General features: G+C 63.7%; 19 protein-coding genes. 5 read left to right on the forward strand and 14 right to left on the reverse strand.

What is annotated here, in order from left to right; all coding sequences use genetic code 11:
* Positions 1-41 precede the first annotated feature (41 nt).
* Both INS93_RS01450 and cueR read left to right on the forward strand, forming a co-directional pair.
* Complete coding sequence (locus INS93_RS01450) at positions 42-2423, forward strand: heavy metal translocating P-type ATPase (RefSeq protein ID WP_192980030.1); 2382 nt, start codon at positions 42-44, stop codon at positions 2421-2423.
* The gene (gene cueR, locus INS93_RS01455) at positions 2420-2857 is read left to right on the forward strand and encodes a Cu(I)-responsive transcriptional regulator (RefSeq protein ID WP_192980031.1); all 438 of its coding nucleotides are present in this window, start codon (positions 2420-2422) and stop codon (positions 2855-2857) included. Before INS93_RS01450 ends, cueR begins: the two co-directional genes overlap by 4 nt.
* A 155-nt stretch (positions 2858-3012) precedes the next feature.
* Here the strand turns inward: cueR and INS93_RS01460 are convergent, their stop codons facing one another.
* Together INS93_RS01460 and INS93_RS01465 are read right to left on the reverse strand one after the other, a co-directional pair.
* The gene (locus tag INS93_RS01460) at positions 3013-3900 is read right to left on the reverse strand and encodes a PA4780 family RIO1-like protein kinase (protein ID WP_192980032.1); all 888 of its coding nucleotides are present in this window, start codon (positions 3898-3900) and stop codon (positions 3013-3015) included.
* 89 nt (positions 3901-3989) lie between these two features.
* Entirely contained in the window at positions 3990-4877 is an 888-nt protein-coding gene (locus tag INS93_RS01465; RefSeq protein WP_192980033.1) for a LysR family transcriptional regulator, read from the reverse strand.
* Between the two features lie 100 nt (positions 4878-4977).
* Between INS93_RS01465 and INS93_RS01470 the strand changes: the two genes are divergently transcribed.
* Both INS93_RS01470 and INS93_RS01475 read left to right on the forward strand, forming a co-directional pair.
* Entirely contained in the window at positions 4978-5619 is a 642-nt protein-coding gene (locus INS93_RS01470; RefSeq protein WP_192980034.1) for an NAD(P)-dependent oxidoreductase, read from the forward strand.
* A 61-nt stretch (positions 5620-5680) separates the two neighbouring features.
* Positions 5681-5971 (forward strand): DUF2218 domain-containing protein, encoded by a 291-nt coding sequence (locus INS93_RS01475; protein ID WP_160019422.1) that lies wholly within the window; start codon positions 5681-5683, stop codon positions 5969-5971.
* Positions 5972-5975: 4 nt separating this feature from the next.
* On the opposite strand, the gene INS93_RS01480 is transcribed toward INS93_RS01475, so the two are convergent.
* Entirely contained in the window at positions 5976-6719 is a 744-nt protein-coding gene (locus INS93_RS01480) for a 5-oxoprolinase subunit PxpA (RefSeq protein ID WP_192980035.1), read from the reverse strand.
* A gap of 228 nt (positions 6720-6947) precedes the next feature.
* Here INS93_RS01480 and INS93_RS01485 point away from each other — a divergent pair, with 228 nt between their 5' ends.
* Positions 6948-9155 (forward strand): TonB-dependent receptor domain-containing protein, encoded by a 2208-nt coding sequence (locus INS93_RS01485; protein ID WP_192980036.1) that lies wholly within the window; start codon positions 6948-6950, stop codon positions 9153-9155.
* A 354-nt stretch (positions 9156-9509) separates the two neighbouring features.
* Here INS93_RS01485 and INS93_RS01490 read toward each other — a convergent pair whose 3' ends face one another.
* From INS93_RS01490 to INS93_RS01540, 11 genes are all read right to left on the reverse strand, one after another.
* A complete protein-coding gene (locus tag INS93_RS01490) occupies positions 9510-10622 on the reverse strand; it encodes an alpha-hydroxy acid oxidase (protein WP_192980037.1) in 1113 nt (370 codons plus the stop codon).
* Between the two features lie 50 nt (positions 10623-10672).
* Positions 10673-11341 (reverse strand): Fe2+-dependent dioxygenase, encoded by a 669-nt coding sequence (locus INS93_RS01495; protein WP_192980038.1) that lies wholly within the window; start codon positions 11339-11341, stop codon positions 10673-10675.
* 144 nt (positions 11342-11485) lie between these two features.
* Positions 11486-13789: a TonB-dependent receptor gene (locus tag INS93_RS01500; protein WP_192980039.1), complete on the reverse strand. Its 2304-nt coding sequence runs from the start codon at positions 13787-13789 to the stop codon at positions 11486-11488.
* 336 nt (positions 13790-14125) lie between these two features.
* Positions 14126-15289: a type III PLP-dependent enzyme gene (locus tag INS93_RS01505; RefSeq protein ID WP_017678861.1), complete on the reverse strand. Its 1164-nt coding sequence runs from the start codon at positions 15287-15289 to the stop codon at positions 14126-14128.
* 382 nt (positions 15290-15671) lie between these two features.
* Entirely contained in the window at positions 15672-15950 is a 279-nt protein-coding gene (locus INS93_RS01510) for a DUF2218 domain-containing protein (RefSeq protein WP_192980040.1), read from the reverse strand.
* A complete protein-coding gene (locus INS93_RS01515) occupies positions 15940-16737 on the reverse strand; it encodes an ABC transporter ATP-binding protein (protein WP_192980041.1) in 798 nt (265 codons plus the stop codon). Before INS93_RS01515 ends, INS93_RS01510 begins: the two co-directional genes overlap by 11 nt.
* Positions 16734-17780 (reverse strand): iron ABC transporter permease, encoded by a 1047-nt coding sequence (locus INS93_RS01520; RefSeq protein WP_319017529.1) that lies wholly within the window; start codon positions 17778-17780, stop codon positions 16734-16736. The genes INS93_RS01515 and INS93_RS01520 overlap by 4 nt, the downstream gene beginning before the upstream one ends.
* On the reverse strand, positions 17777-18880 hold the full coding sequence (locus tag INS93_RS01525; RefSeq protein ID WP_192980042.1) for an ABC transporter substrate-binding protein: 1104 nt from the start codon (positions 18878-18880) through the stop codon (positions 17777-17779). The genes INS93_RS01520 and INS93_RS01525 overlap by 4 nt, the downstream gene beginning before the upstream one ends.
* Positions 18880-20829 carry a TonB-dependent receptor domain-containing protein gene (locus INS93_RS01530; RefSeq protein WP_192980043.1) on the reverse strand — a complete coding sequence of 650 codons (1950 nt, stop codon included), beginning with the start codon at positions 20827-20829 and terminating at the stop codon, positions 18880-18882. The genes INS93_RS01525 and INS93_RS01530 overlap by 1 nt, the downstream gene beginning before the upstream one ends.
* Before the next feature lie 88 nt (positions 20830-20917).
* Complete coding sequence (locus tag INS93_RS01535) at positions 20918-22252, reverse strand: sensor histidine kinase (RefSeq protein WP_192980044.1); 1335 nt, start codon at positions 22250-22252, stop codon at positions 20918-20920.
* Positions 22249-22947, reverse strand: coding sequence for a response regulator transcription factor (locus tag INS93_RS01540; protein WP_192980045.1), 699 nt, complete (start codon positions 22945-22947; stop codon positions 22249-22251). Before INS93_RS01540 ends, INS93_RS01535 begins: the two co-directional genes overlap by 4 nt.
* Between the last annotated feature and the right edge of the window lie 15 nt (positions 22948-22962).

The raw sequence follows: 22962 nt of genomic DNA on the forward strand, positions 1-22962 counted from the left end.
AAGGTTGATCCTGTAGCCACGACGTTACAGGGAGCCAAACCATGTCCACCTTCGACCTGCCCATCCAGGGCATGACCTGCGCCAGTTGCGCCGGCCGTGTCGAGCGCGCGTTGCGCAAGCTGCCGCAGGTAAGCAGCGTCAGCGTCAACCTGGCCAGCGAGCAGGCGCGCATCGAGGCACCTGCCGATAGCCTGCCGCAGCTGATCACCACCATCGAGGGCGCTGGCTATGCAGTGCCCAGCCAGCCTCTGGAGCTGAGCATCGAAGGCATGACCTGCGCCAGTTGCGTCGGCCGCATCGAGCGCGCCCTGGGCAAGCTCGAGGGTGTCAGCCTGGTCGCCGTCAACCTCGCCGACGAGAAGGTGCGCCTGCAGGTGCTCGCAGGCTTCGATCCGCAGCAGGCGTTGAAAGCCGTAGCCGCCGCTGGATACAAGGCCAGCCTGTTGGACGAGCGTCCGGCTGCGGATCAGGCACAACGCCGCTTGCAGCGGGAACGCCTGACCTTGCTGGCGGCCATCGTCCTGACCCTGCCACTGGTATTGCCGATGCTGGTCGAACCCTTCGGTCTGCACTGGATGCTGCCGGCCTGGACGCAGTTCCTGCTCGCCACGCCCGTGCAGTTCATCTTCGGTGCGCGTTTTTACCGCGCCGCCTGGCAGGCGCTGAAAGCCCGTGCCGGCAACATGGATCAACTGGTGGCCATCGGCACCAGCGCCGGTTACGGCCTGAGCCTGTACCAGTGGGCCGTGACGCCAGCCGGGCAGATGCCGCACCTGTACTTCGAGGCCTCGGCGGTGATCATCAGCCTGATCCTGCTCGGCAAATACCTGGAGAGTCGCGCCAAGCGCCAGACCGCCGGTGCCATTCGCGCCTTGCAGGCATTGCGCCCGGATCACGCGGTGCGCCTGATCGATGGACGTGAAGAGCGCGTCGGCATCGACGCACTGGTGCTGGGCGACCGGATTCTGGTCAAGCCCGGCGAACGCTTCCCGGTCGACGGCCAGGTACTGGAAGGTAACAGCCATGCGGACGAAGCGCTGATCAGCGGTGAAAGCCTGCCGGTGGCCAAGCAGCCGGGCGACAAGGTGACGGCCGGTGCCATCAACGGTGAAGGTCGCCTGCTGCTGGAAACCACTGCCCTCGGTGCCGAAACGGTGCTGTCACGGATCATCCGTCTGGTGGAAGACGCCCAGGCTGCCAAGGCGCCGATTCAGAAGCTGGTGGACAAGGTCAGCCAGGTATTCGTCCCTTCGGTACTGCTGATCGCCCTGGCCACGCTGCTGGGCTGGCTGACGTTTGGCGCATCGCTGGAAAACGCCCTGCTCAACGCCGTCGCCGTGCTGGTGATTGCCTGCCCCTGCGCGCTGGGTCTGGCCACGCCGACCGCGATCATGGCCGGCACCGGCGTCGCCGCGCGCCACGGAATCCTGATCAAGGACGCCGAAGCACTGGAGGTGGCGCACGCCGTGCAGCACATCGCCTTCGACAAGACCGGCACCCTCACCGAAGGCAAGCCGCGCATCGTCCATATCGGCCTGGGCGAAGCCGGCGAGGAAGAACTGCTGCGCCTGGCCGGCGCTCTGCAACAGGGCAGCGAACACCCGCTGGCCAAGGCCGTGCTGCAGCGCTGCGCAGAGCAGCACATCGCCCTGCCGGCACTGAGCGACAGCCGGGCGCTGGCAGGGCGCGGCATCGCCGGTGATGTCGAGGGGCGCAGCCTGCAACTGGGCAGCAGCCGCCTGCTGGAGGAAAACCAGTTACAGGCCGGCGCGCTGGGCACATCGGCGCAAAGCTGGGAAACCGAAGGCCGTACGCTGTCCTGGCTGATCGAAACCGGCAGCACGCCCCGCCTGCTCGGCCTGCTGGCCTTCGGTGATCAACTCAAGGAAGGCGCCGCCGACGCTATCACCGAACTGCGCGAACAGGGCATCACCAGCCACCTGATCAGCGGCGATAACCAGGGCAGCGTGGCGGCGGTGGCCAGCGTTCTGGGCATCGACGAACCACACGCCCAGGTATTGCCGGCGGACAAGGCGCGACTGATTGGTGAACTGCGCGAGCACGGCACCGTGGCCATGGTTGGCGACGGTATCAACGACGCGCCAGCGCTGGCTGCAGCGGACGTCGGCATCGCCATGGGCGGTGGCACCGATGCAGCCATGCATGCCGCCGGCATCACCCTGATGCGCGGCGACCCGCGCTTGGTGCCAGCCGCGCTGGAGATCAGCCGGCGCACCTACGACAAGATCCGTCAGAACCTGTTCTGGGCCTTCATCTACAACCTGATCGGCATTCCCCTGGCTGCGGCCGGCCTGCTCAACCCGATGTTCGCCGGCGCCGCCATGGCGCTGTCCAGCGTCAGCGTGGTAAGCAACGCGCTGCTGCTCAATCGATGGAAGCCGAAGGGAGATCAAGTGCGATGAACATCGGCCAAGCCGCCAAGCACACCGGCCTCAGCGCCAAGATGATTCGTTACTACGAGTCCATCGACCTGCTGCCCCATGCCGGGCGCTCGGAGAGTGGCTATCGGCAGTACGGCACGGCCGACCTGCACCGCCTGGCGTTCATCAAGCGTGCGCGGGATCTGGGCTTTTCTCTGGAGGAGGTTGGAAAGCTGCTAGCCCTGTGGCAGGACAAGCAGCGCGCCAGTGCCGATGTGAAGGCGCTGGCCGAAGAACATATCGCGGAGTTGGAACGCAAGATCACCGAGATGAGTGCGCTGCGCGATACGCTGTTGGAGCTGGCGAACAGTTGCCAGGGTAACGACCGACCGGACTGCCCGATATTGAAGGGGATCGAACAAGGCGTGGGCTGCGACGCTGCGAAATGCTCGCATCGGAACGAAGGCGCTTCGTAGCCCGGATGCAATCCGGGGGAGGCTGCGAAAACGCCCCGGATTTCATCCGGGCTACGGTTCTGTAGGAGCCCGCTTGCGGGCGATTGCTAAGCGTACACACCATCGCCAGCAAGCCGGCTCCTACACTCGCAGCAGATTGCGCCTCGAACATTGCCTCAGCGCATCCAGGGCGGGATCGGTTCGGCGTCCTTGGGCTCGTCTTCGGCGTTGAGCAGCGCCTGCTTCCTCGCCTCCTCGGCCAACGCTGCCTTGATCTCACGCATCACTGCATCGATATCGGCCGCGTCCTCAGGCTCGGCGAACTCACCGGTCAGCGCCGTATCGGGCTGCAGCTTGCCTGCCTCGTAGAGCGCCCACATTTCCTTGGCATACTTGGTGTATTTCAGCTCGGGGGCGAACTGGCCGAAGTATTCGGACATGTTGCGCACGTCACGCTCGAGCATGCTGAAGGCGTGGTTGTTGGCGGCGGCGTCCACGGCCTGCGGCAGATCGATGATCACCGGGCCTTCGGGGCCAAGCAGCACGTTGAATTCCGACAGGTCGCCATGCACCAGGCCGGCGCAAAGCATCTTGACGATTTCCTGGATCATGAAGGCGTGAAATTCACGGGCATCGTCCGGGTGCAGATCGACGTCGTTGAGTCGTGGCGCCACGTCGCCCTCACCATCGGTGACCAGCTCCATCAGCAGCACGCCGTCAAGAAAGTCGTAGGGTTTGGGCACCCTCACCCCGGCACTGGCCAGATGAAAGAGGGCCGCCACTTCGGCGTTCTGCCAGGACTGTTCCTGTTCCTTGCGACCGTACTTGCTGCCTTTGGCCATGGCCCGCGCCTGACGGCTGCCACGTACCTTGCGCCCCTCCTGATACTCGGAAGCCTGGCGAAAACTGCGTTTGTTGGCTTCCTTGTAGACCTTGGCGCAGCGCAGCTCCTCGCCACAGCGCACCACATAAACCGCTGCTTCCTTACCGCTCATAAGCGGTCGCAGCACCTCGTCCACCAGGCCATCTTCGACCAGGGGTTCAATACGTTTGGGCGTCTTCATCGGTGTGGATCACGGGTCCTTTTTGGCCAGGGGCGAGACGTTCAGGGGCCATCCTCTCACAGCACGGGGCAGATGCCGACTCCCACTGCTCAGGCACTGACCAGATGACGCCTGAGCGTCTCGATGGCATAGCGCACTTTGGCCGGTTGAGCATCGCGCCGTGGCGTGACGATATGCAGACCGATAGGTTCGAGATGCCAATCCGGCAGCAATGGCAACAGCTCGCCGCGAGCCAGCAGTTCACGGACTTCCGGCTCCGGCTGCAACGACACGCCCATACCCGCCAGGGTGAACTGACGCGAGGCAAGGATGTTGTTGCAGCTGATGCGCATCTCCAGCCGCAGCCGCTGCTGCATTCCACCAGGGCCATGCAAGGTCAGGTGCTGGCTGCGCTCCAGATGCAGGCCGATCCAGTCGAGCTTGAGCAATTGCGCCGGCTCGACTGGTAAACCGGCGCGAGCCAGGTAGGCCGGAGCGGCACACAAGATCATGCGCCAATCGGTCACGTAACGGGCCACCAGGCTGGAGTCCTCCTGGCGGCCGACACGGATGGCGAGATCGATACGCGACTCGATCAGGTCGATCGGCTCATCGTGAAAGAACAGGCTCAGGCTCAACCCCGGATGAGCGCTGAGCAGCGGCGCCAGCGCTTCGCTCAGCAGCGGCCCGGAAAACCCGACCGGAGCGGCAACACGCAACTCGCCCACCGGCGCATCGCGCTGTTCGGCCAGGCGCTGCGCGGCTTGCTCAGCCAGTTCGACTATCTGTCGGCAGCTTTCATAGAACTGTGCCCCCGCCTCGGTCAGGGTCAGCTTGCGGGTGGTGCGGTGCAGCAGCGTGACGCCAGTGGCTTCCTCCAGCCGGCGAATCTGCTGGCTGACTGCCGATGCCGTCATGCCCATGGCTCCGGCAGCCGCCACCATCGATCCCCGCTCCACCACCATGGCGAAAAGCGCCATGCGTTTGAGCTGCTCCATTATAAAGCCCTGCTTAATTATCCAAGTTCATCAGGCCACTTTTTTCGGTGTTTATCCAGCAGTGATCATGTGTCCACCGTCACTCTTCGAGATTACCTCAATGAAAATCGCACTGATTGGTGCCACTGGTTATACCGGCACGCCATTGCTGCAAGAGGCACTTGGCCGTGGTCATCAGGTCACCGCGCTGGTACGCCACCCGCAAAAGCTGAACGCACACCCGCAACTCACCGCCGTTCAGGCGGACGTCCACGACAGCGCAGAGCTGGTCAAACAGTTACACGGCCACGACGCGGTGATCAGCGCCTTCAACCCTGGCTGGGGCGTGACAGACATCCGTGAGCAGTTCATCGCCGGTAGCCGCTCGATCATCGCGGCGAGCAAGCAGGCCGGTGTCAAACGCCTGCTGATGGTCGGCGGTGCCGGCAGTCTGTACATCGCCCCCGGCGTGCAACTGATCGACACCCCGAACTTTCCTGCCGAGTACAAGGAAAGCGCCGAAGGTGCACGCCGGGCACTGAACATGCTGCGTGAAGAGCCGGAGCTGGAGTGGACCTTTCTCTCGCCAGCCGCCCTGCTCGTTCCGGGGCCACGCACCGGCAAGTTCCGCCTGGGCCGTGACGAGTTGCTGATGAACGGCGATGAACTGGGCAGCATCTCGGTGGCCGACCTGGCCGTAGCAATGCTGGACGAAGTCGAGCAGCCGCAGCACGTTCGTCAACGCTTTACCCTGGCGTACTGAGCCGCACCGCACTGTCGCAACACTGTAACCACCGGAAATACACAGCCCAAGAGGATTTTGCATGACCCCCTTCAGCAGCAGCGCGTTCGTCACGACCGATACCCCGGCGCGCTACATCAGCCGTCTGTGCAAGCACTTCGCACACAAGATTCCAGTCAGCTTCGACGAGCAGCAGGGCCGCATCGAGTTTGACGCCGGTCTCGCGACCTTGAAGGCAGAAAACCAGGGCTTGCGCCTGCGGGTTGAAAGCGCCAGCAGTGAAGATCTGCAACGCCTGGAGGGCGTCGTCGGCAGCCACTTCGAGCGTTTTGCCTGGCAGGAAGAGCTGACCCTGGACTGGCAACCCAACTGATCCCTCACAGCGCATCCAGCCGAGCGCGCAAGCGGCGCAACACCGCCAGCGACTCAGGATTGTCGCCATGCACGCACAGGCTATCGGCCCGCAGCCGCAGCGGTTTGCCATCGATATCGGCGAAAGAATCGCCGCTGGCGATAGCCAACGCCTGGTCCAGGATTCGCTCGGGATCATGGTGCACCGCGCCGCTGAGCCGGCGTGGCGCCAGTTGCCCATCTGACAGATAGGCGCGGTCGGCGAACGCCTCGAACATCAGCGGCACATCGGCCTCGTCGGCCAAACGTAGCTCCCGATCATTGTCAGCCAGTGCCAGCACCATCAACGGTAAGCCCTTGCGGTAGCTGGCGCAGGCATCGAGCACCGCCGTCATCAGCGCGTCATCACGAACCAGATCGTTGTAAAGCGCGCCATGCGGTTTGACGTAAGCCAGCTGACAGCCGCCTGCTCGGCAAAAGGCATCCAGTGCCCCGACCTGATACAACACCAGTGCGCGGACCTCTTCCGGCGAGCACTGCAGATGACGTCGACCGAAGCCTTGCAGATCCGGATAGGAAGGATGCGCGCCAATGCTCACGTCATGCGCCAAGGCAAGCTCGACGCTACGCGCCATGATCAGCGGATCGCCGGCATGGAAGCCGCACGCCAGATTGGCCTGATCGATCAGCGGCATGGCCAGCGCGTCGTCGCCCATGCGCCAGGCGCCAAAGCCCTCGCCCATGTCGCAGTTCAGGAGAATACGGTTCATGCCGGCAGCTTAGAGCGCCAGGAACGCATGCGTAAAGCACGCGCCACACTCGAGAATTAATCGCATTTACAAAATTTACATCTGCCTGCAGGCCAATCATTACGGCCTCTCCAGCCGGATGCCCTGTCCGTCGGTATCATCCGCAATTGAACCTTATATGCAAATCACTATCATCCCGGCCGTCTGCAACCGTTCCGACTGCACCCTCTTACTGCCAGGAGTAGATCGATGTCCGCCCTCAATTCCCGCACCGCCTTGGCCAGCGCCATTGCCTTGGCCGCCAGTTTCGGCGCCCAGGCCAACGAGCCTATCGCCCTGGGCGATGTGGTCGTCAGTGCTTCCGGCTTCGAACAGAAGATCACCGAAGCCCCCGCCAGCATCAGCGTGATCAGCCGCGAGGAGTTGCAACAGAAGCGCTACAACAACCTTGCACAGGCACTGGGTGACGTCGAGGGTATCGACATCGGCCAGGGCACCGGAAAAACTGGCGGGCTGAACATCAGCATCCGTGGCATGCCCAGCCAATACACCCTGATCCTGATCGATGGCCGCCGACAGAACGCAGCCGGCAACGTCACCCCTAACGGTTTCAATGAGACGTCCACCAGCTTCATGCCGCCGCTGTCCGCCATCGAACGTATCGAAGTGATTCGTGGGCCCATGTCGACCCTTTATGGTTCCGATGCCATGGGCGGGGTGATCAACATCATCACCCGTAAAGTCGGCAAGGAGTGGACCGGCTCTTTGACCCAGGATTACACCTATCAGGAGAATCGCGATTTCGGCGATACCCGCAGCACCAGCATCTATGCCAGTGGCCCGCTGGTAGACGACCTGCTCGGCCTGCAGGTACGAGGCAGCCTGTTCAATCGTGAAGAGTCCGATCTGAGCTACGGCAATGGCGTTGAAGTCAGCAAGCGCGGCCCATCTCCAGTCGATGGCGGGACCAACAATCTGGGCGCACGCCTGACTCTCACCCCGCATGAGAATCACGACTTCGGCCTGGACATCGAGCGCAGCCGCCAGAAGTACAACAACGACGAGTGCCAGCTCGGCAGCCTGGATGGTTTGAACCGCGACTGCACTGCCAGCGCCACCACCGCCAACGGCTATGCCGACGAATTACGCTTCGAGCGTGAGCAGATTGCCCTGACCCACAGCGCACGATTGGGCTTCGGCACTCTGGATTCCAGCCTGATGCACAACCGTACCGAAACCATCGGCCGCACCATTCCGGGTAATGTGATCGGCAACAGCTCCGGAATCCCGGGCACACTCATCGGTGACGATCGAGATCTGGAAACCACCAATCTGGTTTTCGACACCAAACTCGTAGCGCCAATTGGCGAATCACACGTTGCGACGCTCGGCGGTCAGTGGTGGAAAGCCGAAATGACCGACGGCATCGCCCTGGACGATTTCGAGCAGAAAACCTGGGCACTCTTCGCCGAGGATGAATGGCGCCTGCGCGATGATTTGGCACTGACACTGGGCGCTCGCTATGACGACCACGAAGCCTTCGGCGGCCACGTCAGCCCGCGCGCTTATCTGGTATGGAATACAACCGACAACTGGACGCTCAAGGGTGGTGTCAGCCGTGGCTATCGCACGCCGGATCTGAATGATCTGCACAGCGGCATCAACGGCGTCACCGGCCAGGGCACCATTATCACCATCGGCAACCCGGACCTGGAACCCGAAACCACCACCAGCACCGAATTCGGCGTGTACTTCGACAGCCTGGCCGGTTTCAATGCCAACGCCACCCTGTTCCACAACAAATTCAAGGACAAGATCGCCACCGGTGACCCGGTTACCGACCCGCTGTGCGCTGGCAACACCGGTGGTACCTGCGCCCAGCAGATCAACATCGACGAAGCCGTGACCCAGGGCCTGGAACTCGCCGCGAGCTGGAACTTCGCTCCGGCCTGGACACTTTCAGGCAACTACACCTACACCGACAGCGAACAGAAAAGCGGCGACAACAAAGGCGAACCGCTGACCAATACTCCTGAGCACCTGGCCAATGCCAAGCTCGCCTGGCAGACCACTGATCGCCTCAACCTTTGGCTGAAGAGCGAGTACCGTGGTGAGCGTGCTCGCTTTACCTCGAAGTACGAAAATCTGGCCAACGCCAATGGCAGCTACTCCACCAACCAGTCGATCTACGACACCCTGGGCAAGAACACCAAGGCCTACACCCTGTTCCATCTGGGTGGCTCGTTCAAAGCCTCGGAAAACGTGACGCTCAACGCGGCAATCTACAACCTGCTCGACAAGGACTTCGTCAAAGGCAAGGCCTATACCACTTACGCCAACAGTGGTGCAGCCAATGGCACGGCCTACGGTACGGACTACATCCAGAGCACCCAGTCCACCACTGGCGTGATGGAAGAAGGTCGTCGCCTTTGGCTGTCGGCAGTAGTCGAATTCTGACTGTCACCCCACAACGCAAAACGCCAGCTCTGGAGCTAATGCCAGTCAGTTAAGCCGTTGCACTCGATCTTTGTAGGTGCCGGCTTGCCGGTGATACGCCATAAAAAGCATCGCCAGCAAGCTGGCTCCTACGAAAAACGCCCCCTCTGCTGCAAGTAGGAGGGGGTGGTAAAGAACTTATCTGATCAGCATTAGCCCTGAGGCTGGCGTTCTGCTTTCTAGCAATTGCCGACCCTTCAGGTGTGAAGCCACACCACTGCAGTCATCAGCGGCAGATCATCGAGTAGTAAGCCGTAGCCAACTCGACATGGCGCGAACATTGGCCATAGAAGCCATCTGCCAAAGAATGTCCGTCTAGCGAGTGGCAGGACGCCAGATCACATCCGGCCCGATGCTGGCCAGGTCGGCGCAACCGGTCAGGGCCATGGCCACCTCCAGCTCCGCGCGCAGCAGCTGCAGCACGTGCGCTACCCCGACCGCACCGGCCGCTGCCAAGCCAAAGACGTAGGGCCTGCCAACCAGCACGGCGTCCGCACCCAACGCCAGCGCCTTGAGGATATCGCTGCCACGGCGAATGCCTCCGTCGAGCAATAGCGGCACCCTGCCCTGCACAGCAGCGGCGATTTCGGGCAGCACGTCGATGGTAGCCGGCAGGCCGTCCAGCGTACGTCCGCCATGGTTGGAGACGATCAGGCCATCCACGCCCGCCGCCAGCGCCTGTTCGGCATCGACGCCGCTCATGATGCCCTTGAGCAGAATCGGCAAACGCGTCTGCTCGCGCAGCCAGGTGAGGTCGGCCCAGGTCGGCGCCGCGGCCAGCAACGGGCCGCCCAGGAGCAGGCTGCTGTTCTGCGAATCGGCCTGCGCCTGCAAGGGTCGCATCCCACGTAGATTGACCGCCTCGACACCCGCCGGCAGGGCGAAGCCGGCGCGCTGCTCGCGATTGCGCACGCCGTTGACCGGGGCATCCACCGTCAGCACCAGCGCCTGGTAGCCGGCGCTTTCTGCACGGCGGATCAAGGCCGCAGTGAACTCGCGATCAGGCTGGATATACAGCTGGAACCACAGCGGCGCTTGCGCCTGCGCCGCGATCGCTTCCAGCTCGACACTGGCCTGGGTACTGACCACCATGCCCGCGCCCAGTGCAGCTGCCGCGAGTACGCTGGCCAATTCGCCGTCGGGATGGGCAAGCTTCTGGTACGCCACCGGCGCAAGAAAGATCGGGTGGGCGAAATCCTGGCCGAACAGACGCAGCCGCGTATTGCCACCGCTCAGGTCTTGCAGCACTCGGCTACGCAGACGCAGGCGCTCGAACGCCGCCCGGTTGTCCGCCAGGGTCAGCTCATCCGCCGCGCCGCCGGCCAGGTAGGCCCAGGCCTGCTCGCTCATACGTTCGCGGGCATAGGGCTCGTAGTCGACGACAGCGGCGATGGTCTGGGGAATCTGCTGCAGCGTGGGCAATGGCATGCTGTTACTCGGCGGGTCGGTGCGTGGGATCAGGGTGATGGATCGAGCGCTCAGGTCTGCGTCCATTGCCGCAGCAGGTTGTGGTAAATCCCGGTCAAGCGCACTAGCTCTGGGCTGTCTGGCACCTGCTGGCGCAGCGCCTGGATGCTGTCATCGAGTTCCAGCAGCACGTTGCGCTGCTCGTCCTGGCGCACCAGGCTCTGCACCCAGAAGAACGAGGCCAGACGCGCGCCGCGGGTCACCGGTTCGACCCGATGCAGGCTGCCGCTGGAATAGAGGACCAGATGGCCGGCCGGCAGTTTGATGCGCTGGTCCTGCACCACCAGTTCACCGCCGTCGTACTCGTCCGGCTCGCTGAAGAACAGGGTGGCCGACAGGTCGGCACGAATACGATGCGGCGTGCCCGGCACGCTGAATACCGCATTGTCGATATGGTCGCCGTAGGTGCCGCCCTCGGCGTAACGATTGAAACGCGGCGGCACCACTTTCAGCGGCAACGCGGCAGCCATGAAACGCGGATGCTGGGCCAGGCAGGCCAGGATGAAATCGCCCAGCTGCTGCGTCAGCGGATCATCCTGAGCGAGCTGCTGGTTGGCCTTGACGTTCACCGCCTGGTGCCCAGCCGTCAGCCGGCCATCCTGCCAGTTGCCGCCGGCGAGCGCGGTGCGGCACTGCTGCAGCTGTTCGGCATTCAGCACGTCGGGAATGCTCAGCATCATGTTCGGGGTTCTCCAGGGCCAATCGCCGTTGCGAATGATTCTAAAGGGCTGCAGCACTCGGACAGAAGCCCGATCTGCTGTCGCCACCAAAATGAAAACGCCCCGACTGCGCTGCAATCGGGGCGTTGTACCACTCAAACGTGCTTAGAAGTGGAAGTTGGTGCTCAGGGTGAAGGTACGCGGATCACCCAGCAATGCACGGCGACCCTGCCAGTTGGCCGAGCTGACGTATTCCTCATTGGTGAGGTTGTCGATGTTCAGGCGCACGTCCACATTGGCATTGACCTCATAGCTGGCCATCGCGGCGAAGGTGGTGTAGCTCGGGACACGCCCGTAGCGACCATTGGCGACAATACGCTCGACGTCATCCGGACGCCCCAGGTAGGACGAACCGACGTGCTGGGCGCCCAGGCCCAGGGTCAGGCCGACGGGCAGGCGGTAGGTCGTCCACAGGTTGCCGGAGACCTTGGGCGTGAAGGCCAGTTCATCACCATCGGTGCGCAGCTCACTGCCGTAGTCGCCACTATTGGCACGACGACGCACGTCATCCAGATAGGCGCTGTGCTTGCGCTCGCTGTCCATGAACACGATGCCGCCGAAGACATCCCAGTTGTCGGTGATCTTGCCACTGGCGCCCAGCTCCAGGCCTTTGACCACCTGCTCGCCATAGCCCTTGAGCGTAGCGGCGCCTGTTTGCCCGACATCCAGACCGGTAATCGCGACCTTCTTTTTCTCGGTGTAGAACAGCGCAGCGGTGGTCGACAGACGGCTGTCGAAGAAGTCCCACTTGGTGCCAATCTCGTAGCTGTGCGCACGCACCGGATCGGCGCCCTTGATCAGCGCCGGCAACCCCTGGTCGCTACGGGAGATATCCGAGTTGGACAGGTAGGAACCCGGCGGCTGGGTAGACACACCGTAGGCCGCGTAGACACTGCCGTTCGGCAGTGGCTTGTAGACCACGCCCAGCTTGCCGCCGAGGCTCAGTTCGGTGTCGTCGAAATCATCACCCGGTGCGGCACTGCCATCCAGACGTTTGTTGCTGATGCTCGCCTGGTACTGCTCCAGGCGCAGACCACCGGTCAACTGCCACTGCGGGTTGATCTCGATGGTGTCGTAGACATAGAGCGCGGCGGTATCGACGTCGACCTTGGTGCGATCACGCGGGGCCAGAGCGGCCGGCACGCTGCGTTCCCAGTCCGGGTCGAATACGTTTACCAGTCCCGGCAGCGTCTGCGATTGATAACCCAATGATTCGGACTTCTCGCGGCTCAGTTCGAGCCCAGCCGACAGGTTGTGGCGCAACCCGGCGGTATCGAACTGAGTGGACAGGTTGGTCAGGTTGCTCAGCGACGTGTTGACGCGGTCATACTGCTGGCGCTGTACGTTGACCAGCGCAGCATTGGCGTTGTTGTCGTCATCCAGTACGTGGGTGTAACGCGCCTGGCGGTCAACGCGGGCCAGACGCGTCTGGTTGCTGATGGTGACGCCAGTGGACAAATCATGTTCGAGGCGGAACATCAGCGCATCGCTGGTGGTGTCGTCGAAGTCGGACTTGAGACCGAAGTACTTGTCGCGATCGGCCGACCACACCGAGGAATCTAGCGGGGTGTTGGCACCCTTGAGCTGGTCACGCAGGGTCACACCGGCCACGCCCAGATCCGGGCGGTCGTTCATCTCGACGTGCTCGTAAGCGACGATAGCGCGAGTGTCGGTGCCCAGACCGAAGGCCGCCGACGGGGCGATACCCCAGCTGTTCTTCTCGGCGTGCTCACGGCCCGCGACGCCGCTGTCCTCGACCAGCAGGTTGAGACGGAAAGCGCTGCTGTCGTTGATGATCTGGTTGGTGTCGAGCGTGGCACGGCGGCGCGGCTCGGAGTCGTATTGGTCGAAGCCGAAGCTGGCGCCGCCGGCGATGAAGCTTTCCAGGGTCGGCGTCTTGGTCACCTGGTTGACGTAACCACCGGCGCCACCGCGGCCGTTGTCGGCTGCCGGCCCTTTGAACACCTCGACCTGCTCGACGTTGAACACGTCGCGGGTGTAGCTGCCGTTGTCACGCGCACCGTCGATGAACAGGCTGCCGCTGGTGTTGAAACCACGCAGGCTGAAGTTGTTGGTGCCGGTGGCGAAACCGTTTTCACCCGCCTCGAAGCTGATGCCGGGGGTATTGCGCAGTACATCGGTCAGGGTGCGAGCGTTCTGCTGACGGAACAGGGTTTCCGGAATGACGTTGACCGTCTGCGGTGTATCGAGCAGTGCAGCGGTCTGTTTCGGCGAGGATGCCTTGTCGACCTTGAAGCCCTTGTCCTGCTGCCCCTGAACGGTTACGTCGCCCAGTTCGACTGCCGACTCCTGGGCCACGGCGAAACCGGATAGCAGGGCCAGGCTGACGGCCGAGGCCAGCAGACGACGCTGGGGGAAAGGTGCACGCTTGTTGTGTTTATCGCTCACGAGAGTCACTCCAGATGGAAACTGCGCGCGATAGTATTTGAGATTCAATCTTAATCAATCTTTACGAATGATTTACATGAGCCTCTTTTGTAACAAAAATGTCAGTGCCTTTTCTCCGTATCAAATGGAGCGCTCCAGGTTGGTGATTCAGCGCAGGTGAGAGACTCTGGGCAGAAATGAAAACGCCCACACGAGGTGGGCGTTCATCACGCAGCATCGCCGGCCTATCACCCGTAGGGTGCGCTGCGCGCACCAGCACTATCAGTGCGGTGCGCATGGCGAACCCTACACGGCATGGCCTCCAGGCTACGGTAGCAACCTAAGGTTTGCAGCGCCTTACAGGTAGTAGGACTTCAGCGGCGGGAAGCCATTGAACTCCACGGCGCTGTAGCTGGTGGTGTAGGCACCAGTGGACAGCCAGTACAGGCGGTCGCCGCTGGCCAGGTTGAGCGGCAGGCCGTACTTGTAGTTCTCGTACATGATGTCGGCGCTGTCGCAGGTCGGCCCGGCAATCACCACCTCTTCCATCTCGCCCTTCTTCTCGGTCCAGATCGGGAACTTGATGGCTTCGTCCATGGTTTCGATCAGGCCGCTGAACTTGCCCACGTCGGCATAGACCCAGCGCTCGACCGCAGTACGCGACTTGCGTGCCACCAGCACCACCTCGGAAACCAGTACGCCGGCGTTGGCGATCAGAGAGCGGCCCGGCTCGAGGATGATTTCCGGCAGTTCGTCGCCGAAGTCTTCCTTGAGGAAGCGGGTGATTTCCTCGGCGTAGGTTTCCAGGTCATTGGTGCGCTGGATGTAGTTGGCCGGGAAGCCGCCGCCCATGTTGATCATCTGCAGAGTGATGCCGTCTTCTTCCTTCAGACGCTCGAAGATCACCTTGACCTTGGCGATGGCGGCGTCCCAGACGTCGATATCACGCTGCTGGCTGCCGACGTGGAAGGAGATGCCGTAGGGCACCAGGCCCAGTTGCTTGGCCAGGATCAACAGGTCCAGGGCCATGTCCGGCTGGCAGCCGAATTTGCGCGAGAGCGGCCAGTCGGCGCTGGTGGAGCCTTCGGTGAGGATGCGCACGTAAATCTTCGAACCCGGCGCAGCCTTGGCGATGTTGCGCAGGTCGGCTTCGGAGTCGGTGGCGAACAGGCGCACACCCTTGTCGAAGAAGTAACGGATATCACGGGACTTCTTGATGGTGTTGCCGTAGCTGATGCGCTCCGGGCCGACGCCGGTGGCCATGACCTTGTCCAGCTCGTAGATCGAGGCGATGTCGAAGCTCGAGCCCTTGTCGCGCAGCAGCTCGATGATCTCGGTGGCCGGGTTGGCCTTGACCGCGTAGTAGATCTTGGCGAACGGGAAGCAGTTGCCCAGTTGATCGTAGGCATCGGCGATGATCTGTCGGTCGATCACCACGAACGGGGTTTCGTGTTGATCGGCGAACGCCTTCATGCGCTGGAAAGTGGCGGGTGCGTAATAGTCTTCGACCTTGATCGACATGCTGGGGACTCCAATGGCAAAACCGGGAACACATTGATTCGGGCAGCAGAACCGCTTACAGGTTCCGCTACGTGTCGGGGCTGGCCGCGCTAAACGCTGGCCTGAACGTCTGACAGTTTCCCCACTTTGGTTCGCCTACTTCCCAAGGCATGTCGCCGAGCATCACCGGTACCGACCATTCGCCGGCCGGCAACCTCTCGTCGTCAGTACTTGAGCCGGATGGATCGTTTCCAGCATGGACGTTCGGGCGCGGACTTTAAGACCATGCGCCCCTCAGATCAACCGGAAATTACCCCTAATTTCATCTCGTTCCGGATATCACACAAAACGTCCTGAAATGCTGAACAGGCGGGGCTTTCAGCCAGTTTGGCGCAGCTGTGTTTCAGTGCCATTGCAGCACCAGTTCGTCCACCTGGGCGAAGCCCTGCAAATGGCGCCGGATGACCTCCTGCAACTCATCCAGTTCGGCCGCACTCGGTGCTGTGCAGGTCAGCTGCAACGTCTGTTCATCGGCCTGCAGCATGCACTCGCCAATGGAGAAACGCAGCTGGCCTTCGCGCTCGCTCCAGCGCGCCTCGATCTTGTGCGAAAAATGCTTGCACAGGCGCCCAAGCAGGCGCGGCGCCTGGCTGCTGGGAAAACGGCTATGGCTATTGGGCATGAGGTGAGACTTCCTTGAGCAGAGGACTATCGGCCAGCACCAGCGGCTGGCCGAGCGAGCAGTGTTCGATACGTGCTTCGATGGCGTAGGCGCGGCGCAGCCATTGCGCATCCAGCACCTCGGCGGGAGCGCCGAAACGGTAAGCCCCGTCCGGCGCCAGCAACAGCAGGTGACTGCAGAACCGCAGCGCCAGGTTGAGGTCATGGCAAGCCACCAGAGCGATGGTGCGCTCCGTGCGGCAACGCTCGGCGACGCAGTCGAGCACGCGCAGTTGCCAGTGCAGATCGAGCGCGCTGGTGGGCTCGTCAAGCAACAACAGTTGCGGCTCGCCGACCAGCGCCTGCGCCAGGCCAAGCAGTTGCCGCTGCCCGCCGGACAGGCGATCCATGCGCTGCAAGGCCAGATGCTCGATGCCCAGGCGCTGCAGGATTGACTCCACCCGCGCAGTCAGCTCGTGCGAAGCAAGCTGCGGACAACGCGCCCGCGCCGCCGCCAGCAAACTCTCATACGCCAACAGCGACACCGCCTGTGGCAATTGTTGCGGCAGGTAGGCCACCTGCACCTGCTGACGCCAGGGCGGCACACCGCTCAGCGTCGAATTACCCAACCGCGCCTTTCCCTGGCACGCCTGCAAACCGGCAATGGCGCGCAACAGCGACGATTTGCCGACGCCGTTCGGGCCGAGCAGGCCAACCAGGCTGCCGGCTTCCATGGCAGGCAGGCTCAGATCCTGCAAGATGCTGCGCGCGCCATAGCTCAGCCCCAGCCCCTCGATCTGCAGGCTCATAAGCTGCGCCCCCGCGCCAGGATCAAACCAATGAACAGCGGCACGCCGATCACGGCAGTGACCAGCCCCACCGGCAGGATCACCCCGGGCAGCAGCGCACGGCTGGCCAGGGATGCCAGCGACAACAGCAAGGCACCGGCCAGCGCACTACCGGGCAGATAGAAGCGGTGATCCTCGCCCAGCAACAGGCGCGCCACATGCGGCCCGACCAGGCCGATAAAGCCGACCTCGCCGACGAAGGCCGTGGCCACGCCGGTCAGCAGGCTGACCCGCAACAGCACGAAAGTGCGCAGGCGGCCGACGCGAATGCCCAGGCTACGCGCCTGTTCCTCACCGCCGCGCAGGCTGGTCATCGCCCAGGCCTGACGCAGCGCCAGCGTCAGGCACACGGCAAGCACCGCAGTCACCAACCCCACACGCTGCAGATCGGCACGCGCCAGGCTGCCGAGGGTCCAGAACACGATCTGCTGCAGCGCATCGGCATCGGCGAGAAACTGCAGCAGCCCGACCAGCGCATTGAGCCCGAACAACAGGGCGATACCGAACAGCACCAGGGTGTGCAGCGCCTCCCCCAGCACCCGTGCTACCAGAAGCAGCAGTAGGCAGGAAATGAAAGCGCAGACGAAAGCCGCCAGCGGCAACAGCAGGTCGGCGCTGAGCCCGGCCAGGTTGGGCCGCAGCAGGATCACCAGCGCAGCACCGAGCGTCGCCGCCGCGCCGACGCCAAGCGTGAAGGGGCTGGCCAGGGGGTTGTTCAACGCCGTCTGCATCTCCGCGCCAGCCAGGCCCAGGCTGGCGCCCACCACCAGCGCCATCAGCGCGTAGGGCACGCGAATTTCTAAAATGATCACCGCCTGCGCGGCGTCCAGATGCTGCGGCTGCAACAAGCCACGCGCCACATCCCACCAGCTCAGGCCAGCCGGGCCGGTGGCCAGATCGGCGATGAAACTGGCCAGCAGCAACGCCGCCAGCACGCCCAGGCAAGCCCAGCGCCGCAACAAGGTTCGCCGGTAACCGATGCGCAACGCCTGCTGCGCACTCACGAGCTGATCCAGTACTGGCCTTCCAGCGTCACCGGCTGGAACTCACGGTAGAAGTGTTCCAGGGTGCTCTGCGGATCGAGATCGACAAAGGCTTCGGGATACAGCCACTTGGCGAACACCTGCACCGCCACCACGTTGAACGGGCTGTTGTAGAAGCCATGCCAGATGGCATGCGCCCTGCCCTCGCGTACGGCACCCAGATGCTGCAGGCCGCCGCGTCCGAGCAGGTGCCTGAGCGAGGCCTGCGCCGCATCCGCCGTCACGCCCGGCCCCAGGGCGATATAGGGCGCGTCGTCAGCCAGGCTGTCGGCCGAGCCCACGGCGCTGGCGATGTACAGTTCGGGCGGCTGGCTGAGCAGCAGCTCCAGACTGAGGGTGCCGGCATGGCCGGGCAGACGCTCGCGGGCGATATTGTCGCCGCCGGCCTCGGCCAATAGATCGGCGAACATGCCGCGCGCCATGCTTTCGCAGCAGCCCTCGCCAAGGCCAGCGCGGCTGTGCAGGAACACCTTGGGCGCGGCGCCTTGTGGCAAGCGTTCACGCACCGCAGCCAGCGCCTCGGCATGCGCCGCGTTGAAGGCTGCGGCACGCACCTCACGACCCAGCGCCTGGCCGAGCAGGGTCATGCTGCGCGGCGTGTTCAACAATGGCTGCTCGCGGAAATCAACGAACAGCACCGCCACTCCGGCGCGCTGCAGCTGCTCGATCAGCCGTCCCTGCGTGCTGTCCGGGCCATGCCCAGACAGGCTGAAAATGGCCAGATCAGGGCGCAGCGTCAGTACCTGCTCCAGGCTGAAAGTATCGGCCGCGCCCTGGCCAATGCGCGGCACCTTGGCCAACTCGGGAAAGGCCTGCTGGTATTGCCGCGCGCTGCCCGGATCGACCAGCGCCAGATCGGCAGGCATGCCCACCAGGCGCTCCAGCAACTGCTCGCCTTCAAGAATGGCCAGCACCGGCAACAGACGGCCCTCGCCCAACACGATGCGCTCGACGCGCTCGGGCACCTGGACCTCACGCCCGGCCAGATCGATCAGCACCTGCGCCTGTACCGGGGCCAGCAACGCCAACCCCAGCATCACTGCAACGATTGCTCGTCCCATCAGATTCGCCATGCCAGACCCAGACGCAGTTCACGACCTGGCTCGTAGGAGCCACGGATACCCTCGTAGTCCGGAATGTGCTCGAAGTCCTCGTTGCTGGCGTGATCCAGGTACTGCTTGTCCAGCAGGTTCTTCAGCGTCAGGGTCACCGTCAGGCTCTCAGGCACGGCCTGCCATTCGGCATACAGGTCGTGCACGCCGTAGCCTGGCTTGGAGACATCGCCGACGCCGGTGTGCAGGGTGTCGATGCCGCGCACGAAGCGCCCCTGCCAGCCGAGGTTGAGATTGTCGCTGGCACGGTAGTCGGCAAAGGCGGTCCAGGTGTCGCCGAGGCTGGTGCCCAGACCGTTGTATTCGTAGACGTTGAGACGCTCGCCATCCAGACGCGCCTCATTGCGGTGGTAGCTCAGCCCCAGGCTGAGCTGCTGCCAGTGGTAGGCGGTGCTGAGCAGCACACCCTTGCTCTTCAGATCACCGACGTTCTCATACAGATTGGGCCGGCCGATGGGGTCGGCGATGGCATCCTTGATCCGTGTGACGTAGGCCTTGCCGCTCAGCTCCCAACCACCGTCGCGGTAGTCGAAGCCGACTTCGTCGGTACGCGCCTTCTCGGCTTTCAGGTCCGGGTCGTTGCCAGACACATCGAGCTTGAAGGCATCACGCACCTGCGGCCCGCGCAGCGCCCGCGCCTGGCCGGCGAAAACAGCCAGTTCGGGCGTCAGCTGGTAGCGCAACCCCAGGTTGGGGCTGATGCCTTCCTCGATGAAGGTCTGCTTGTCGCGGTCGTCGAGCTTGTAGCGGTCGTAGCGCAGGCCGGCGTCGAGCTGCAGGCGCGAGGTGATCTGGTAGCGGTCCTGCAGGTAGACACCGAGCACTTCGCCGTCTTCGTGATCCAGCTCGCGGTCACCCTCTGGACCAAGGGTGGTGCGATCATCACGGTAGTCGACGCCATAGGTCAGCTGATGCGCGCCGATACGGCTGGTGTTGCGCAGGTCGAACCCCGTGCTGCGGGTATCGCCGAAGTACAGACCGAAGCGGCCGTCCTGCTCCAGCTCGTTGGTGGTGTGATAGGTGGTCAGCTCGACATCCAGCAGGTCGTTGTTCACGGGCTGCCAGGCGTAGTTGAGCGTCCAGGTCTCGCGTTCGGTGCTCAGCGGATACAGGCGATTGAAGCTGCTCGGGATCCACTGCGGGCGCTGGCTGCGCTCGCCTTCATCAATGCGCTTCTCGTAGCTCAGGCGCAGGGTCTGCTCCTCAGTCAGCTTGCCCACCAGCTTGGCGAAGCCGAGCTTCTGCCGTGCCGCCGTACCCAGCACGTCGTCGTTGTTGCCGTCTTCAAAGTCGTTCTGATCCTGATAGGTGGTCATGGCCAGCGCCGACCAGTTCTCGTTGAAACGGCCGAACACACTGGCGCTGCTCTTGTAGCCCTCGCCATTGCTGAAGTAGCCGGTCTTGAGCAGCGCACCGAGCTGCTCGCCATCGCGCAGCAGGTCGTCCGGGTCCTTGGTGACGAAGCGGATCGCGCCGCCCAGCGCGCCCGGCCCGGCAGTCGCATCGCCGGTGCCGGCCTGAACTTCGGCGCGCTTGAGCAGCTCCGGCTCGATGCCGATGCGGCCCGTATGGTGGAAGGTCTGCCCCGGCTGGCTGGCGCCGTCGATGCTGATGTTCAGCAGGGTGTCCTCCAGGCCGCGCAGGTAGAGCTTTTGCGCCACGCCGGGGCCGCCGGCCACGGACACCTCGGGATTGGACTCGAACACTTCCTGCAGGTCGCTGGCCTGGTAACGCTGCAGTTGCTCGGCCTCGACGCTCTCGTTGCGGTCGATGGCGGCGGCGGTGATCTCCTGCGCCTGCAACTCCAGCGCGGCATCGGCGCCGTGCGCCTGCGCGGCGAGCAGGCTGGCAAAGGTTATGGCGCCGAGCAGACTCAGGCGATAAGGGCAGTGCGGCATGATCGATCCTCCCCAGGAAAGATGTGAATATTTCGCATTTGCGAATTCTCATCACAAGCACCCAGGCAGGGAACCACTTTTACAACTGTTACACCGCCGTGCGCGGCAGGCGGATGTCCATGAGCAAACCGCCACCGGCGCGATTGCTCGCCCGAATGCTGCCACCAGTGGCGCTGACCTGGCGCTGTGCCAACGCCAGGCCGAGGCCGAAACCGGCGCGCTCGCTGCCGCCGCGAAAGAACGGCTGGAAGATGCGCTCCAGCCATTGCTCGGCAACGCCCGGGCCCTGATCGGCGACCCGCAGCAGCCAGGCGCCATCCTCCTCGGCCAGGCTGACCTCGATCTGGCCGCCCGCCGGGGTGTGGTCCAGCGCATTGCGCACCACGTTCTCGATGGCCTGGCCCAACGCCCGATTGCTGCTGCCATGCAGCGGCGCGCTGTCAGGCATCTGGCAGAGAATCTGCCGGTCCGGGTACTCGAAGCGAGCATCGTCGAGGATGCTGTCGAGCAGCTCGGACAGGTCCAGGCTCTCGTCGCGCAGCTCGGGTCGTTCGTTTTCCAGCCAGCTCAGGGTCAGGGCGTCCTCGACCAGGCGACGCATGCCGGCGCAGTCCTCGCGGATGCGTTCGAGCAGGCCGACCCGGTCGCTGCCTTGCTCGGCCAGGCTCACCGCCATCTCGATGCGTGTCAGCGGCGTGCGCAGCTCGTGGGACATGTCCGCCAGGCGCTGACGCTGATCGATGATCAGTTGCCCGGTGCGCGCGGCCATGGCGTCGAAGGTCTCCGCCAGGCGCGCCAGCTCGTCATTGCGCGAGCCCAGCAGCGAGCGCACGCGCACGTCCAGGCGGCCATCGCTGAACTGCCGGGTGGCCTGTTCCAGGCGACCGAGCGGCTGCATCAGGTGGCGGTAGAGCACCAGGCAGACGATCAGCATCAACACCAGTGGCACCACCAGTTGCAGCAACAGCTTGGCGTAATGCCAGTTGAGGCCGGGGCGCATGCGCTGCGGCAGGATGATCAGGAAATGGGTCCGGCCGTCGGCGAACGGCAGATCCATGATGGGGTTTTCCTGGAAGTACAGGTGAATTTTCCAGCTCACGTCGCGGCCCAGGCCGAAGCCCTCGTAGAAGCGCTCGTTGAGCACGCTGCCGGCCAACGGTCGCACCTCGGACTCGACCACTGCCGCCCAGGTCTGCTCCTGCTGCTGCAGGGTAGTGAGCCAGCGCGCCAGCGCTTCATGATCGCCAGCGCGGTACATCGCCTCGGCCTGCTCGCCGTAGTGGCGCAGGGTGCGCTGGTGCTCGGCATCGATGAAGCTCATGCGCTCCTCGGTCTGCCAGGCGACGCGGGCGATGATCCAGAACAGCAGCACGCTGCCCAGGCCGATGACCAGGCACAGCTTCCAGAACAGGCGCCGGTTCATGTGAAGGCGTAACCACGGCCGTGCAGGGTCTGCAGCCGGTCGGCGCCCAGGCCGGCCTCGCCCAGACGGCGACGGATACGGCTGACGTGCATGTCCAGGCTGCGGTCGTACTGGCTGTACTCGCGCTCCAGCGCCATGCGGTACAGGTAGGGTTTGCTCAGCGCCTCACCGCGATGGCTGACCAGCAACCAGAGCAGGCGGAACTGCAGTGGCGTCAGCGCCAGGTCGCAGCCTGCGACCCGCGCCTGCTGGGCGTGGCGGTCCAGTTGCAGTTCGTCGACCTGCAACTGTTGCGCCTGGCCGCCGCGCGCACTCTCCTGCGGGCGCGTGCGGCGCAACACGGCGTCGATGCGCAATTGCAGTTCGGTGATGTTGAAAGGCTTGGGCAGGTAATCGTCGGCACCATGGCGCAGGCCGCGAATGCGCTCCTCCTCAGCCCCGCATGCGGTGAGCATGATCACCGGAGTCTGCTGTTGCTCGCGCAGGCGCCGCAGCACGGAAAAGCCATTGACGTCCGGCAGCATCACGTCGAGCAACAGCAGATCCGGCGACTCACGCAGCGCCGTCTCCAGGCCAGACTCGCCCAGATGACAGGCGCTGGTGGCGTAACCCTGACCGCGCAGCAGCTCGCCGAGCTGGGCGGCCAGGGTGCGATCGTCCTCGACGATCAGGATGCGAGCCAGGCTGGCGGTCATGTGGGTCACTCAGGG

This window comes from Pseudomonas sp. EggHat1 (assembly GCF_014892995.1).
Taxonomy (GTDB): domain Bacteria; phylum Pseudomonadota; class Gammaproteobacteria; order Pseudomonadales; family Pseudomonadaceae; genus Aquipseudomonas; species Aquipseudomonas chaetocerotis.